Genomic DNA, 15,622 nt, shown 5'->3' with positions numbered 1-15,622 from the left:
AAGGGTTAGTGGCTGGCTACTTTTCGGTATTGGAGGAGGGCGAGGGGGACTGCTACCGCGAGTATGGCGAGGGAGCAGTAGATGGCGTATTCGACGCAGTGTTCGGCGGGCCAGCCGTCTGCGGGGGTGAAGGTGGGTGGGGCGCCGTTGTCGAAGAGTTTTCGGCCTGCGGCGGAGACCGCGGTGATGGGGTTCCATTCGGCGATGGTGCGCAGGGGGCCGGGGAGGGTTTCGCCGGAGATGAAGGCCGAGGAGATGAAGGTCAGGGGGAAAAGCCAGATCAGGCCGGCACTTTGGGCTACCTCGACGCTGGGGGACATCAGGCCGGTGATGGCTCCTACCCAGGACATGGCGAAGGCGAACAGCAGGATTACTGCGAAGGCCAGGACGGCGTCGGCTATGGAGCCGTTGATGCGCCAGCCGACCACGTAGCCGCAGGCGACCATGACGGCGAGGGCCAGGATATTGACGACCGTGTCGGAGAGGGTGCGGCCCATGAGTACCGCGAGGCGGGACATGGGCAGGGTGCGCATGCGGTCGATGATGCCTTTGTGCAGGTCGTTGGCGAGGCCGACGGTGGTGAAGGCGGCATTGAAAGCGACTGTCTGGGTGAAGATTCCGGCGAGGAGAAATTCGCGGTACTGGCTGCCGCCGAGGGAGGCGCCGAAGATGTAGGCGAAGAGGAAAACGAACATGAGGGGCTGGATGGTGGCGGTGACCAGCAGGGTGGGGACGCGCAGGATGGTGAGCAGGTTGCGGTAGGCGACGATGGCGCTGTCGCGGAAGACCCGGGGCAATACCATCCAGGGTCCGTCGGCTCTGTGTCGGCCGTGGCCGGCCGCGGACTGACCCGCGGTGTTGTCGGCGGTGGCGGTCGTCACGACAGGATCTCCTCTTGCAGTTCGGCGGGCGCGGGTTCGGGGGCCTTGCGTTCGGCGGATTTGCCGGTGAGGGAAAGGAATACGTCGTCGAGGCTGGGGCGGTGCACTTCGGCGTCGACGATGCAGACGCCGGCGTCGTCGAGGCGGCGCAGCGCTTCGACCATGGTGCGGGTGCCGTCGCCGACGACAACGGTGATCTGATCGTGGCCGGCGTCGGTGCCGGGTTCGCCGATGCCGATCTGCGCCAGCACCTGCATGGCGGGCTGCGGATCCTGGCCGGCGGCGAGGGTGACGGTGAGCTTGTCGCCGCCGATGGAGGTCTTCAATTCGTCCGCCGAGCCGCGCGCGATGACGCGGCCGCGGTCGATGACGGTGATGCGGTCGGCCAGCAGGTCGGCCTCTTCCAGGTACTGGGTGGTGAGCAGCACGGTGGTGCCGTCATCCACCAATTCGCCGATGACACGCCACATGTCGAGCCGCCCGCGCGGGTCCAGACCGGTGGTGGGTTCGTCGAGCACCACCACCGGCGGCCGGCACACCAGCGCCCCGGCCAGGTCGAGGCGGCGCGCCATACCACCGGAGTAGGTGCCCGCCCGCCGCCCGGCCGCATGGGTGAGGCCGAGCGCGGACAGCAGCTCTTCGGCACGCTCGGCGGCCTTCTTCGGCGTCATGCCGTAGAGCCGCGCGACCATGCGCAGATTCTCGAAGCCGGACAGGTTGGCGTCGATGGCCGCGTACTGCCCGGACAGTCCGATCCGAGTGCGGGCGCGCGCCGGATTCTTCAGCACATCCACGCCCGCGACTTTCACCGTGCCGGAGCTCGGGCGTAGCAGGGTGGTGACGATGCGCACCGTCGTGGTCTTGCCCGCGCCATTGGGCCCGAGCAATCCCATGACTGTGCCGGAGGGGATTTCGAGGTCGATCCCGTCCAGCACCCGCACTTTCCCGTAGTACTTGACCAGTCCGCCGACCTCCACCGCGAGACTCATCGGGACTCCTTCCCCCTATTCCGGTCACCGCGAGCAGCGATGGCGGCCAAGTGATCTCGCAGTACCGGCCCGATGACCGACAGCGATTCGGGCGTGGTCATGCCCGAGTGGCGGCAGCGCACGAGCTGTTCGTGCACGGTGCCGTTCACGTGTGGCTCCCAGGCCGCCGCGCAGCGGTCGGGGTGCGCGAGGTTGATCTCGTCCTCGGCGGCGGTGAAGAACAGCAGATCACCGTTGAAGCGGCGGGCGCGGAAGCCGTGCGCGAGCATGACGCCATTGCTCATGCCGACATACAGCCGCTGCATGTGCTCGAGGGTGAGCGCGGCGAACGGGCCGGGCCGGTTGCGCAGCAGTTCGGCCGCCTCCTGCAGGTTCATGCGCGGGTCGATCTCGGTGTCGCCGCCGAGCAGGTCGCTGCCGAACTCGCCGACGATATCGGCCACCGACGGCAGTCCGTGCTCGAGCAGTTCGTCCGACAGCTGGAAGCTGTCCATCAACCCGAGCAGTGCGACCTCCTCCCCCGCGTCCTGCAGCTGGCAGGCCATCTCGTAGGCGATGAGCCCGCCCAGCGACCAGCCGACGAGCTGGTAGGGGCCGTGCCGTTGCACTGTCTTCAGCTGTGCCACATACGCTCTCGCGGCTTCGACGACGGAGTTGTGGCTCTCCTCTCCGTTCACGTGCGGGGCCTGCAGGCCGTACACGGGCTGTTCGTGCGGCAGTTGCGAGAGCAGTCCGGCGAAGCACCATGCCAGGCCGATGGCCGGGTGCACGCAGAACAGCGGCGGCAGCGTCGATTCCGGCGCCGAGCGCAGCGGAATGATCGGCCCGAGCGCGGCGGCCAGCGCCGCACCCGCATCACCCTTGGCATCGGCGAGTCGTCTCGCGATGGCGGCCGGGGTGGAGTCGCCGAACATGGCCTGCACCGGCAGGTCGATGCCGCCGGCCCGCAGCTGCGCCACCACCTTGGTGGCGAGCAGCGAGTTGCCGCCGAGTTCGAAGAACCCGTCGTCCGCGCCGACCTGTTCGACCCCGAGCACATCCGCGAAGGCCGTGCACAGCGCCTCCTCGACCGGGGTGGACGGCGGACGGTAGCCCTCGCGGGCCGCGAACACCGGTTCCGGCAGGGCTTTCCGATCGAGCTTGCCGACCGGCGAGAGCGGCACGTGGTCGAGCAGCATGATCGATTGCGGCACCATGTAATTGGGCACCAGCTCGGCCACGTGCGCGGTCAGCTCCGCCGTGGTCGGCGCGGTACCGTTGCGCGGCTTGACATAGGACACCAGCGCGGTGGTCCCGGCGCTCGTGCGATGCCCGATGGTGGTGGCGAATTCCACCGCCGCGTGCCGGGACAGCGCCGCGTCGATCTCGCCGAGTTCGATGCGGAAGCCGCGAATCTTGACCTGATGGTCGGTGCGGCCCACGTATTCGAGATCCCGTGCACGCCCGTCCTTTTCGAGCCAGCGCACCAGGTCGCCGGTGCGGTACATGCGGTCGCCGGGCTTGCCATAGGGGTTGGCCACGAACCGCTGCGCGGTGAGCCCGGGACGCCGCAGGTAGCCGCGGGCCAGGGCTGCACCGGCCAGATGCAGTTCGCCGGTGACTCCCGCCGGTGCCGGGTGCAGGCGGCCGTCGAGCACGCTCGCGCCGACACCGCGGATGGGTCCGCCGATGGTGATCTGCCCGCCGGGCGTCATGGGCTGCGAAATCACCGTCACGATGGTGGTTTCGGTGGGCCCGTACACGTTGTAGAGCTTGCGGCCGGGCGCCCAGCGGGTCACCAGGTCCGGCGGCAGCGCCTCGCCGCCGACCAGCACGTGCCGCATGGCGGTGATGCCGGTCGGGTCGACGGTGCCCAGCGCGGAGGTGGTGATGAACGCGTGCGTGATGCCCTCGTCCTGGAACACCTTCCCGAGTTCGTCGCCGCCGACCACTCCGGGCGGGGTGATGACGAGCGTCGCGGCCCCGCCGAGCGCGAACAGGATGTCGAGCATGGCGGCGTCGAAACTCGGTGTGGCGAAATGCAGGATGCGGCAGCCGGGTCCGACGTCGAAACGCTGCGCGGTCTCGGCGGCGAAGTTGGACAGTCCGCCGTGCGTGACGACGACGCCCTTGGGGATGCCGGTGGAGCCGGACGTGTAGATCACGTAGGCCGGGTTCTCCATGCGCAGCGGCACGATGCGCTCGTCGTCGGTGATCGGCGTATCGGCGGTATTGAGCACCCGCCGCCGGAACGACGGCGCGTCCAGCACGGTCCAGTTGGCCCCGTCGGGCATGCGCTCGCGGTACATGGACAGCGTGATGCCCACGGCCGCACCGGAATCCAGCAGCATGTGGCTGATGCGCTGCTCCGGGTAGGTCGGGTCGACGGGTACGAAGGCCGCGCCGGCCTTGGCAATGGCCAGCATGACCGCCACCGATTCTGCCGAACGCGGAATGCCCATGGCGACCAGTGTTTCCGGTCCGACCCCGTAGCTGATGAGCACGCGCGCCAGCCGGTTGGTCCACCGGTCGAGCGCGTCGTAGGAGATCTGGGTCTCCCCCGACCGCACGGCGATGGCCTGCCGGTTGAGGTTGGCGGCGGCCTCGAACACCTCCGGGAAGGTGATGGGCAACCCCGGTTCGGCCCCGCGCACCGGCGCCAGCTCGGCGCATTCGGCGGTGTCGAGCAGTTCCAGATCACCCACGGCCGTGGCCGGATTCGCGGCGGCGGCGCCGAGCAGGCGCACGAACCGCTCGGCCAGGCGCTGTGCGGTGCGCTCGTCGAACAGGTCGGCGGCGTAGTTGACCGCGACGGTGATGCCGTCGGGTTCCCGTGTCGCCGTCCAGGATTCGGTGAGCGTGAACTGCAGATCGAACTTGGCGATCCCGGGATCCGCGTCCTCTCCTTCGATGCGCATCCCGGGAAGCTCGAGCACCCGCAGCGGCTGGTTCTGCACCGACAGCATGACCTGGAACATGGGGTGGTGCGCCTGCGAGCGCACCGGGTTGAGCACCTCGACGAGCCGCTCGAACGGCACGTCGGCGTGCGCGAACGCCTCCAGGTCGGTGTCGCGCACCGCGTGCAGCAGGTCGCCGAAGGCGGCATTGCCGTCGATCCCGGTGCGCAACACCAGGGTTCCCACGAACATGCCGATCATGCGGTCCAGCGCGGGATGTCCGCGCCCGGCGATGGGCGTGCCGACGGTGACATCGTCGGCGGCGGTGAGCCGGTGCAGCAGCGCCACGAGCGCGGCGTGCAGCACCATGAACATGGTGACGCCGTGTTCGGCTGCGAGGACCTGCAATTCGCGATGGGTGAAGGCGTCGAGCTCGCACGCCACGGTGCCGCCGCGATAGCTCGGCACCGGCGGGCGCGGCCGGTCGGCCGGGACGGCCAGCAGCTCCGGGATCCCGTCGAGGGCGCGCCGCCAGTAGTCGAGCTGACCGCTGATGACCGATTCCGGATCGTCCTCGCGGCCCAGCACATCCTGCTGCCACAGCGTGTAATCCGCGTACTGGATGGGCAGTTCGGGCCATTCCGGCTGCTGTCCGCGGCTGTGCGCCCGATAGGCGGCGGCCACATCCGCGGCGAGGGGTTGCAGCGACCAGCCGTCCATGGCGATGTGGTGCACCACCAGGACCAGCATGTGCTCCTCGGCCTCGGCGTCGGTCAGCCGCAGCAGCACCGCGCGCAGCGGAGCCGTTGTGCTGAGGTCGAATCCGGTCGAGGCGAGCCGGCGCACCTCGGTCTCCACCTCGGCGGCGGTGACGGTGCGCAGCGGAATGGTGGCCGCGGCGTCCTCGGGCGGCAGCACGTACTGGTACGGCTCACCGTCGACCTCGGGGAAGACGGTGCGCAGCGTTTCGTGCCGGACCTGGACCGCGTGCAGGGCGGCCCGCAGCGCCTGCACATCCAGGGCGCCGCGCAGTCGCAATGCCACCGGAATGTTGTAGGCCCCGGAGGCTTCCCCGGTGTCGCCGGAGGCGTTGAACTTCTCCAGGAACCACAGTCGCCGCTGTGCCGCCGAGAGCGGAACATGCTGCGGGCGAGTGCGTTTGCGCGGTTCGGGCCGCAGCTCCGCGGTGGCGGTGCCGGCGTCGAGCGACGCGGCCAGACCCGCGACCGTCGGCGCGGCGAATACGGCCCGCACCTCCAGCCGGACTCCGGTCGCCGTCGCCAGTCGCGCCACCAACTGCGTTGCCAGCAGCGAGTTTCCACCGACCTCGAAGAAGCTGTCGTCGGCGCCCAGGGATTCCGCGCCCACCAGATCACCCATGACCTCGGCGACGAGGATCTCGGTATCGGTCTGCGGGTCCCGCGACACGATGGCGGCCACGGCCTGCGGCTGCGGCAGCGCGTCCCGGTCCAGCTTGCCGACGGGCGTGAGCGGAATCCGGTCGAGCACCGTGAAGCTGCTCGGAACCATGTGCGCGGGCAGGTGTTTCGCGCAGTGCTCGCGCAGTTCCTCACTGTCGAGCAGTTCCGAACCCAACGCCGGCGCGGGTGCGGCGGCAATGGCGGCCGCGGCCTCCGGGGTGATGGCGCGGTAGGTCCCGGTGGTTGTCGCCGAGGTGAGCTGCACATAGGACACGATGCGCGGGGTGCCCGCGATCTCGCGAACCTCGGTGTGCGCGAAGCGGATCAGCGAATGCGAGGTGAGCACCGCGTCGATCTCGCCGAGTTCGATGCGGAAGCCGCGCACCTTCACCTGATGGTCGCTGCGGCCCAGGTAGAACAGCTCCCCGGACGCCGTCCACTTGACCACGTCACCGGTGCGGTACATGCGCGAGCCCTCGGGCCCGTACGGGTCGGCCACGAACCGCGCGGCGGTGAGGCCGAGCCGATCGAAATACCCGCGCGCCGAACCCTGTCCGCCGACATACAGCTCGCCCGGCACGCCGACCGGCACCGGCCGCAACCGCTCGTCCAGCACGACCGCTCGGGCACCGCGCACCAGCGTGCCGATGGTGACGGGCTCCCCTACCAGGAGCGGCGCCATGGTGACGACGACGGTGGTCTCGGTGGGCCCGTACCCGTTGAACATCATGCGCCCGGGCGCCCAGCGCGCCACCAGTTCCGGCCCGCACGCCTCGCCGCCGACGGTGACGGCCCGCAGGTGCGGCAGCGCCCAGGTGTCCCGGTCGATGGTGGCCAGCGCGGCCGGGGTCATAAAGGTGTGGCTGATCTGTTCGCTGTCCATGAGCGCGGCCAGTTCGTCGCCGCCGTAGATGTCCGGCGGCACGATGACCATGGTCGCGCCCGAGCCCACCGCCAGCAGCAGATCGAAGATGGCGGCGTCGAAGCTGGGCGAGGAGAAGTGCATGGTGCGCGAATCGCGATCCACGCGCATGCGTTCGCGGACCTCATCGGCGAAATTGGACAGGCCGCCGTGGGTGACCGCCACGCCCTTGGGTTTTCCGGTGGAGCCGGAGGTGTAGATGACATAGGCGAGGTCGGCGGTCCACAGTGTGGTGAGCCGGTCGGCGTCGGTGAGCGGCGCGTCGTCGAGCACCTCGAGTTCGTCGAGGAGTTCGGCGTCGTCGAGCAGCAGCCATTCGATGCTGTGGTCGCCGGCCGCCTGGTGCAGGCGTTCGGAGTATTCGGTCATGCTCACGCCGACCCGCGATCCGGAGTCGACGAGCATGTGCCGCACGCGATCGGCCGGATAGTTCGGGTCGACCGGCACGAACGCCGCCCCGGATTTGGCGACCGCCAGCATGGACAGCACCGATTCCACCGACCGCGACAGCCCCAGCGCCACCCGGTGCCCCGGACCGAGACCGCGCCGGATGAGGGCGCGCGCCAGGCGATTCGAGTACACGTCGGCTTCCAGATAGGTCAGTTCGACCTCGCCGGAGCGCAGGAAGGTGCGGTCGGCATTGAGGTGCGCGGTGGCGGCGAAGTACGCCGCCAGGCTGCACTGCGGTTCCGGCGCGGGACCCCAGGCCGGAGTGAGCAGTTCGCGTTCGGCGTCGGTGCGGGCGTCGATCTCGCGAATACGCACCCGCGGGTCGGCGGTGACCGCGTCGAAGACGCGAATCAGCCGGTCGGCCAGGGTTTCCACCGTCCGCTGCTCGAAAAGTTCGGCGGCGTAGACGAATTCGAACACCCGCTGATCGCCTTCACCGGGCAGCACCCGCAGTTCGAGATCGAATTTCGCGAGCGCGATATCGAGTTCCTCGGCCTGCAGGGCGAGTCCGGGCAGTTGCAGCGCCGGCAGTGCGGTGTCCTGCACGGTCAGCGCGACCTGCAGCAGCGGCCGCATTCCGCCCGCGCCGGAACCGATTTCCTCCACGACGCGTTCGAAGGGCACCTCGGCGTGCGCCATGGCGGCGAGTTCGGTGTCGCGGTCGGCCTGCAGCAGTTCGGCGAAGCTGCGGTCCGGATCCACGTCCGAGCGCAGGATCAGGGTGTTGACGAACATGCCGACGAGCTCGTCCAGGCGGGTGTCGCCGCGCCCGGCGACCGGTGTGCCGATGACGATGTCGCGGCCACCGGTGACCACGCGCAGCAGCACGGCCAGCGCGGAGCGCACCATCATGAACATGCTGACGCCGTGCGCGCGGCCGATCTCGCTGAGCCGGTGCTGCACCTCCTCGGGCACCTCGAAGCGCACGGTCCCGGCCCGCTGGGTCGGTTCGGCCGGGCGGGACCGGTCGTACGGCAGCGGCAGTTCCTCCGGCAGGTCCGCCAGCGCACCCCGCCAGTAGGCGAGCTGGATGGCGGCCGAGCTCTCGGCATCGGCCTCCTGGCCCAGGCATTCGCGCTGCCACAGGCTGAAGTCGGCGTACTGCACCGGAAGCGGTGTCCACGCGGGTGCGACGCCGCCGTGGCGGGCGGTGTAGGCGACCGCCAGATCCCGGGTGAGCGGGCCCAGCGACCAGCCGTCGGCGGCGATGTGGTGCAGCGCGATGCCGAGCAGGTGTCGTCGATTCCCGGTGCGCAGCAGGGTCATTCGCAGCGGGATCTCACGGGTCAGGTCGAAGCCGCGGCGGGCGAGGGACCGCAGTGCGGTGCGCGCGCCGACATCATCGGTTTCGACGGGTTCGAGCACCGGCAGGCAGCGCGCGGTGTCCAGCACCGCCTGATACGCGCCCTGCTCGTCCTCGGGGAAGACCGTCCGCAGGACTTCGTGCCGCTCCACCACATCGGCGAGTGCGGCCCGCAGTGCTTCCACATCCGGATCGCCGTCGATCCGCAGCACGAAAGCAATGTTGTAGGCGCTGGATTCGGGAGAATATCTATTGAGGAACCACAGTCGCTGCTGCGGCAGCGACAGTGGAATGCGTTCCGGACGCGGGGTATGCACCGCCAGCGCCGCCCGCTGCGTCCGGGGCGCTTCCGCCAGCCGCGCCGCCACACCGGCCACGGTGGGCGCTTCGAAGATGGCGCGCACCGGCAGCTCCACCCCGAATTCGGTGTGCAGGGCCGCGGTGAGGCGGGTGGCGAGCAGCGAGTTGCCGCCCACGTCGAAGAAGTTGTCCTCCGCGCCGTGCACCGGGGTGCCGAGCACGGTGCCGAACACCTGCGCGACCTGTTTCTCCAGTTCGGTTTCCGGGGCCCGCGAGGGTGCGGCGGCCACGAAATCCGGTGCGGGCAGCGCCTTCCGGTCGAGCTTGCCGGACGGGGTGACGGGCAGCGCGTCGAGCACGGTGAGCGCCGAGGGCACCATGTAGCCGGGCAGGCGACCGCGCGCGGTGTCGAGCACGGCGGCGGTGTCGAGGTCGCCGTCGGCGGTGAGATAGGCGACCAGGCGCGGGATTCCGCGCTCGTCGTGGTGGACGACGGTGAGCGCGAAGGTCACTCCCGGATGCGACTTGAGCACGTGGTCGATCTCGCGCAGTTCGATGCGGAAGCCGCGGATCTTGATCTGGTCGTCGGCGCGGCCCAGGAAGCGCAGCTGCCCGGTGCCGTCGGCGACCACGAGATCGCCGGTGCGGTACATGCGTTCGCCGCGGCGGCCGTGCGGGTTGGCCGGGAAAGCCTGTGCGGTGAGCGCGAGCCGGCCGAGGTAGCCGCGGGCCAGACCGGGACCCGACAGGTACAGCTCACCCGCGACGCCCGGCGGGACCGGGTGCAGGCGGCCGTCGAGGACGAACAGGCGCATGCCGCGCACGGGCAGGCCGATGGGCACCGGCTGTCCCGCCACCATGGGTCCGGTGGCGGTGGCGGCGACGGTGGCCTCGGACGGGCCGTACATATTGTGCATCCGGCGGGCGGCGAAACCCGCTGGGCGGGAATCGGGATCGGTCCAGACCCGGACGAGATCCTCCGGGCAGGCTTCGCCGCCGACGATGACCGCCTCGAGATCGGGCAGATCATCGGCGGGCACGGTGCCGAGCGCGGCCGGGGTGACGAAGGCATGGGTCACCCGTTCCTCGCGCAGCAGCTGCGCGAGTTCGGCGCCGCCGAAGATGCCGGCGGGCGCGACCACGATGGTGGCCCCGGCCGCGAAGCCGAGCAGCAGCTCGAGCACCGAGGCGTCGAAGCTCGGCGACGAGAAGTGCAGGGTGCGAGCCGAATCCGTGACGCGGAACAGATGCATCTGCTCGTGCGCCAGGGAGGCGAGCCCGGCATTGGTGACCACGACGGCCTTGGGCTTGCCCGTCGACCCCGAGGTGTAGATCAGGTAGGCGGGTCCGGCGGTGCGCAGCGGGTGGTGCCGGTCGGCGTCGGTGAGCGGGGTGGCCGGGAACTGCTCGCATTCGGCGGCCAGTTCCCTGGAGCCGAGCAGCAGCCAGTCCACGTAGCTCTTGCGGTGCCGCCCACGGTTTCCGGGCCAGTTCGGCATATCGGCGCGGCGCTCGGCATTGGTGAGGCCGAGCATGGCCCCCGAGTCGGCGAGCATGTGCGCGATCCGGTCGGCCGGGTAGTCGGGATCGATGGGCACATATGCCGCACCGGTTTTCGCGACCGACCATACGGCCAGCACGGATTCGAGGCTGCGCGGCAGCGCGACGGCCACCACCACCTCGGGTCCGGCGCCGTGCTCGATGAGCACGCGCGCCAGGCGATTCGAGCGTTCGTCGAGTTCCCGGTAGGTGGTGTCGACGCCGAGGTAGCGCACCGCCACCGCGTCCGGCACCCGCTCGGCGGTGTCGGTGAGCAGCCGCGCCAGGGTGGTGGACGGTTCGCCGGGCGAGCCCATGATGGGCACGAGTTTCGCGGTTTCCCGCGCGTCCAGAATGGGGAGGTCCCCGACCGGCACCGACGAGTCGGCGACGGCGGCGGTGAGGATCGCGCCGAAGCGGCGGGCGATGGCCTCGACCGTGGCATGGTCGAAAACGTCGGCCGCATAGCCGAATTCGGCGGTGAGGGGCGCGTCCTCACCGGCCGCGCCGGCCGGTTCGTGCACGGTCAGTTGCAGGTCGAACTTGGCGACGTCCACGGCCATGGGCAGCACGTGCGCGTCCACGCCGGGCAGGTCCAGGGCGAGTTCGGGGCTGCTGTCGTAGGACAGCATGACCTGGAAGAGCGGGTGCCGGGCGGCGGAGCGTTCCGGGTTCACCACCTCCACCAGGCGTTCGAACGGGACGTCGGCATTGGCGAAGGCATTGAGGTCGGTGTCGCGGACCTCGGCGAGCATGCGATCGAAGCCGGCGGCCGGATCGACGCGGGTGCGCAGCACGAGCGTATTGACGAACATGCCGACCAGATCGTCGAGCGCCGGATCGCTGCGGCCCGCGATGGGGGTGCCGATGGCGATATCTGTTGTATTGCACAAACGCGCAAGCAGAGCCGCCAGCGCCGCGTGCAGCACCATGAAGGTGCTGACGCCGCGTTCGGCCGCCAGCGCGGCCAGCGCGCGACGGGTCTCGGCCGGGATCGGGAATTCCACCCGCCCGCCATCGGTGGACCGCTGCCGCGGGCGCGGGCGGTCGAGCGGCAGGTCCAGCTGGTCGGGCAGGTCCGCCAGCGCGGCGCGCCAGTAGGCCAGCTGCCGGGAGAGCGCGCTGGCCGGATCGGCTTCGTCGCCGAGCAGTTCGCGCTGCCAGAGCGCGAAGTCCGCGTACTGCACCGGAAGTGGCGTCCACTGCGGTGTCTCGCCCGCGGTGCGGGCGGCCACGGCGGTCATGATGTCGCGGGTCAGCGGCGCGATGGACCAGCCGTCACCGCTGATGTGGTGCAGCACCACCAGGAAGACGAACCGTTCGGGCCCGGTCGCGTACAGCGCCACCCGAATCGGGGCCTGGCTGCGCAGATCGAAGCCGTACCCGGCGAATTCGGTGGCGAGGGCGAGCACATCGGCGTCGGTGGCGTCGATGGGTTCGAGGGTGAGCGGGATCTCCGAGGCGGGATGCACGCGCTGGCACGGCCCCTGCGGGGTGTCCGGGAAGATGGTGCGCAGGCTCTCGTGCCGCTCCAGCACATCGATGAGCCCGGCCCGCAGCGCCGGAATGTCCAGCGGCCCGGTCAGTTCCACGGCCAGCGGCATATTGTAGGCCGCCGCGTGCTCGGCGAACCGGTTGAGAATCCACAACCGCTGCTGCGCCAGCGACAGCGACACATGCGACGGACGCTCCCCCGCAACGAGTTTCGGCTGCGAGTGTTCGGCCCCGGGCGCGGACAGCCGCGCCGCGAGCGCGGTCACCGTGGACGATTCGAACAGATCGCGAATGGTGAGCGCCGCCCCGAGGGCAGAGTTCACCCGCGCGATGGCGCGCGCGGCCGTGAGCGAATTGCCGCCCAGGTCGAAGAAGCTGTCCTGCACGCTGATTCCGTCGACACCGAGCACCTCGGCGAAGATCCCGGTCAGCTGCCGTTCCACCTCGGTGCGCGGTTCCACGGCGGGACGCGCGGGCCGGCGGTGGACCACACCCGGATCCGGCAGGGCCTTGCGGTCGACCTTGCCATTGGCGCTGAGCGGTAGTTCGTCGAGCACCATGATCATGGACGGCACCATGTAGCCGGGCAGGGTGCGGCGCAGTGCGGCGGTGAGTTCGGCCGGATCGAGTGCGGCAGCATTCGGTGCGGGAACGGCGTAGCCGATGAGCTCGTCGCCACCGCGACCGCGCCGGGCCACGCAGACCGCGCGAGCGACGCGGGCGTCGGCGAGCAGGGCGTTCTCGATTTCGCCGAGTTCGATGCGCAGGCCGCGGATCTTGACCTGGAAGTCACTGCGGCCCAGGTATTCCAGGACGCCGGAGCGGCCGCTGCGCCAGCGGACGAGATCCCCGGTGCGGTACATGCGGGCGCCGGGGGTGAAGGGATTGGCGACGAAGCGATCGGCGGTGAGGGCGGCGCGGCCGAGGTAGCCGCGGGCCAGCTGGACGCCCGCGAGGTAGAGCTCGCCCACGACGCCGGGAGCGACCGGTTGCAGGCGGGCGTCCAGGACGTAGGTGCGGGTGTTCCAAATGGGTGCGCCGATGGGCACATCCGCGGCGCCGGGGACGCAGTGCCAGGAGGTCACGTCGACGGCGGCCTCGGTGGGGCCGTAGAGGTTGTGCAGTTGCGGGGCGTCCGCACCCGCGCCGAGGGCGGCGTGGAATTCGGTGACGGTGGCGGCGGGCAGCGCCTCACCGGAGGTGAACACGCGCGAGAGCCCGGTGCAGCCGCGCACATCGGTGTCGGTGAGGAAGACCGAGAGCATGGACGGCACGAAATGCGCCGTGGTGATGCCCTTCTCGGCGATGACGCGGGCCAGGTAGCCGGGATCGCGGTGGCCGTCGGGGATGGCGATGACCAAGCGCGCGCCGATCTGCAAGGGCCAGAAGAACTCCCACACCGAGACGTCGAAGGTGGCGGGGGTCTTCTGCAGCACCACATCGCTGCTGTCGAGGGGGTAGGCGTGCTGCATCCAGCGCAGCCGGTTCACGATGGCGGCGTGGCTGACGCCCACACCCTTGGGCTTTCCGGTGGACCCGGAGGTGAAAATGACATAGGCCAGATGATCGGCCCGCAGTGGCGATCGCCGGTCGGCGTCGGTGACCGGTCTCGCGGAGTGTTCGGACAGATCCGCGGTGTCGATGTCGAATCTGCTTGCCATGGTGGGCAGCTGGAGTTCGTCGCGCTGGGTGGTGAGCACGCACAGCGGCTGCGCCTGGCTCAGGATCTGCTCGATGCGCTCGGCCGGGTGATCCGGGTCCAGCGGCAGGTAGGCCGCGCCCGCCTTGACGATGCCGTACATGCCGACGAGCAGATCCAGGCTGCGCCGGATGGCCAGACCGACCACGGTGTCGGGGCCCGCGCCGCGCGCGATGAGTTCCCGCGCGAGCCGGTTGGCGCGCTCGTCGAAGGCCCCGTAGGTGAGGGTCTCGCCGTCGAATTCGAGGGCGGGTTTGCTCGGGGCCATGGCCGCGCGGTCGGCGAACAGCCCGGCGAGGGTGCCCTCCTGCCGCGCCACCTGGGTGGAATTCCATTCGTGCAGCACGCGTTCGCGCTCGAGGTCGGTGAGCACGGGCAGATCGCCGACGGCGGCCTGCGGGTCGGCGGCGACGAAACGGCGCAGGAAATCGAGGAATCGGCCGTGGTGCATGGCCAGTTCGCCGTCGCCGTAGAGCGACGGGTTGGCCTCGAAGTCGATGTGGATGCGGTTGCCGACCCCGTTGTAGAGGTTGATCGACAGGTCTTCCACGGGGCCGGTGGACAGCACATTGATGGAACCGACGAGGCTGCCGAACTTCAGCTCGCTGTGGAAGAGCATGAGATTGACCATGGGCCCGAAGAATCCGCGCGAGTCCCGCGAGTAGCCGCAGTCGCGGCGGATGTCGTCGCTGCGGTAGCGCTGGTGCCGCAGCGCGCCGGTGATCTGGAGTTCGATGGCGCGCACGGTGTCCGCGACGGTCATATCGCCGGTGAACTGCACGCGGATGGGCACCACATTGGACACCACGCCCGCCGAGCGCCGCAGCGCCACGGTGGTGCGCGCGGACACGGGCAGGCTGAGCACCACGTCCTGGGTGCCGGTGACCGAGCGGACGTAGCAGGCGAGCGCGGCCACGAACAGCGCGGAACTGTTGGAGCCGAAGGTGGTTGCGGCGTCCTGCACCGAGGCTTCGACCTCCGGTGCGAGCACCGCGGTGGCGCAGCGTCGCCCGGCTTCGGACACCGAGCCGGCCAGCCCCTGGCTGGACAGCGTGATGGGTTCGCCGACACCGGTGAGCTGTTCGCGCCAGTAGTCGCCGTCGGCGCGGAAGCGGCTGGTCTCGCGGTAGCGCGATTCGTCGCCGTAGATGGTGGCGAGGGGTGTGGCGCGGGAGACCACGGGTTCGGTCTGGTTCTCCAGGGCCGTGTAGATCTCGGCGGCGCGGGTGGTGGCGTTCATGGCGCCGTAGCCGTCGATGACGATGTGGTGGCCGCGGGTGTACCAGATCCAGTCCGAATCGCCGGTCCGCAGCACCACATTGATGGTGAGCGGATCGTTCTCGATATCTATGGGCGAGCTGGCGTGGTCGTTCATCCAGGCCAGGGCCGCGGCACGCGGATCAGGTTCCTCGCGCAGGTCGATGCGGGCCCAGCCGGGCCGCCAGGTGGGGTCGACCACCTGGTGCGGGACGCCGTCGATCTCGAGCAGCCGGACGTGGCCGACCTCGGCCTCGGAGCCGAATCGTTCGATGGCATAGAGCAATCGGCCGACGTCGAGATCGCCGTGGATGTCCACGTACTGCGCGATCGTCAGCGGGATGTCCGGCCTGATGCGCTGGGCGTACCAGAGTGCCGACTGCGCGGGAGAGAGCGCGAATGGTTGAGCCGAAAATTCCCCCGAAGAACATTGGTCGACACGATCGGTGGCCAATGAACTCATCAATCACTCCGTTCTGCCGCTGTTGTGC

General features: G+C 69.9%; 3 protein-coding genes. All 3 read right to left on the bottom strand.

Translation table 11 applies throughout. The features are described 5' to 3' along the window. Positions 1-5: 5 nt before the first annotated feature. The 3 genes from H0264_RS21170 to H0264_RS21160 all read right to left on the bottom strand — a co-directional run bounded on the left by H0264_RS21170 (position 6) and on the right by H0264_RS21160 (position 15,594). Entirely contained in the window at positions 6-803 is a 798-nt protein-coding gene (locus H0264_RS21170; RefSeq protein WP_181585727.1) for an ABC transporter permease, read from the bottom strand. 74 nt (positions 804-877) lie between these two features. Next, positions 878-1,870, bottom strand: coding sequence for an ATP-binding cassette domain-containing protein (locus H0264_RS21165; protein WP_181579142.1), 993 nt, complete (start codon positions 1,868-1,870; stop codon positions 878-880). Then, on the bottom strand, positions 1,867-15,594 hold the full coding sequence (locus tag H0264_RS21160; protein WP_181579141.1) for a non-ribosomal peptide synthetase: 13,728 nt from the start codon (positions 15,592-15,594) through the stop codon (positions 1,867-1,869). Before H0264_RS21160 ends, H0264_RS21165 begins: the two co-directional genes overlap by 4 nt. Positions 15,595-15,622 lie beyond the last annotated feature (28 nt).

It is taken from the genome of Nocardia huaxiensis (assembly GCF_013744875.1).
GTDB classification, from domain to species: Bacteria; Actinomycetota; Actinomycetes; order Mycobacteriales; family Mycobacteriaceae; genus Nocardia; species Nocardia huaxiensis.
Note: the sequence above shows the minus strand (reverse complement) of the source record. Positions and strands in the feature narration are given on the sequence as shown.

What these genes read in the sequence shown, in the direction of transcription:
- H0264_RS21165 (WP_181579142.1), bottom strand. Translation starts at nt 1,870, where the DNA reads ATGAGTCTCGCGGTGGAGGTCGGCGGACTGGTCAAGTACTACGGGAAA.
- H0264_RS21170 (WP_181585727.1), bottom strand. Translation starts at nt 803, where the DNA reads ATGGTATTGCCCCGGGTCTTCCGCGACAGCGCCATCGTCGCCTACCGC.
- H0264_RS21160 (WP_181579141.1), bottom strand. Translation starts at nt 15,594, where the DNA reads ATGAGTTCATTGGCCACCGATCGTGTCGACCAATGTTCTTCGGGGGAA.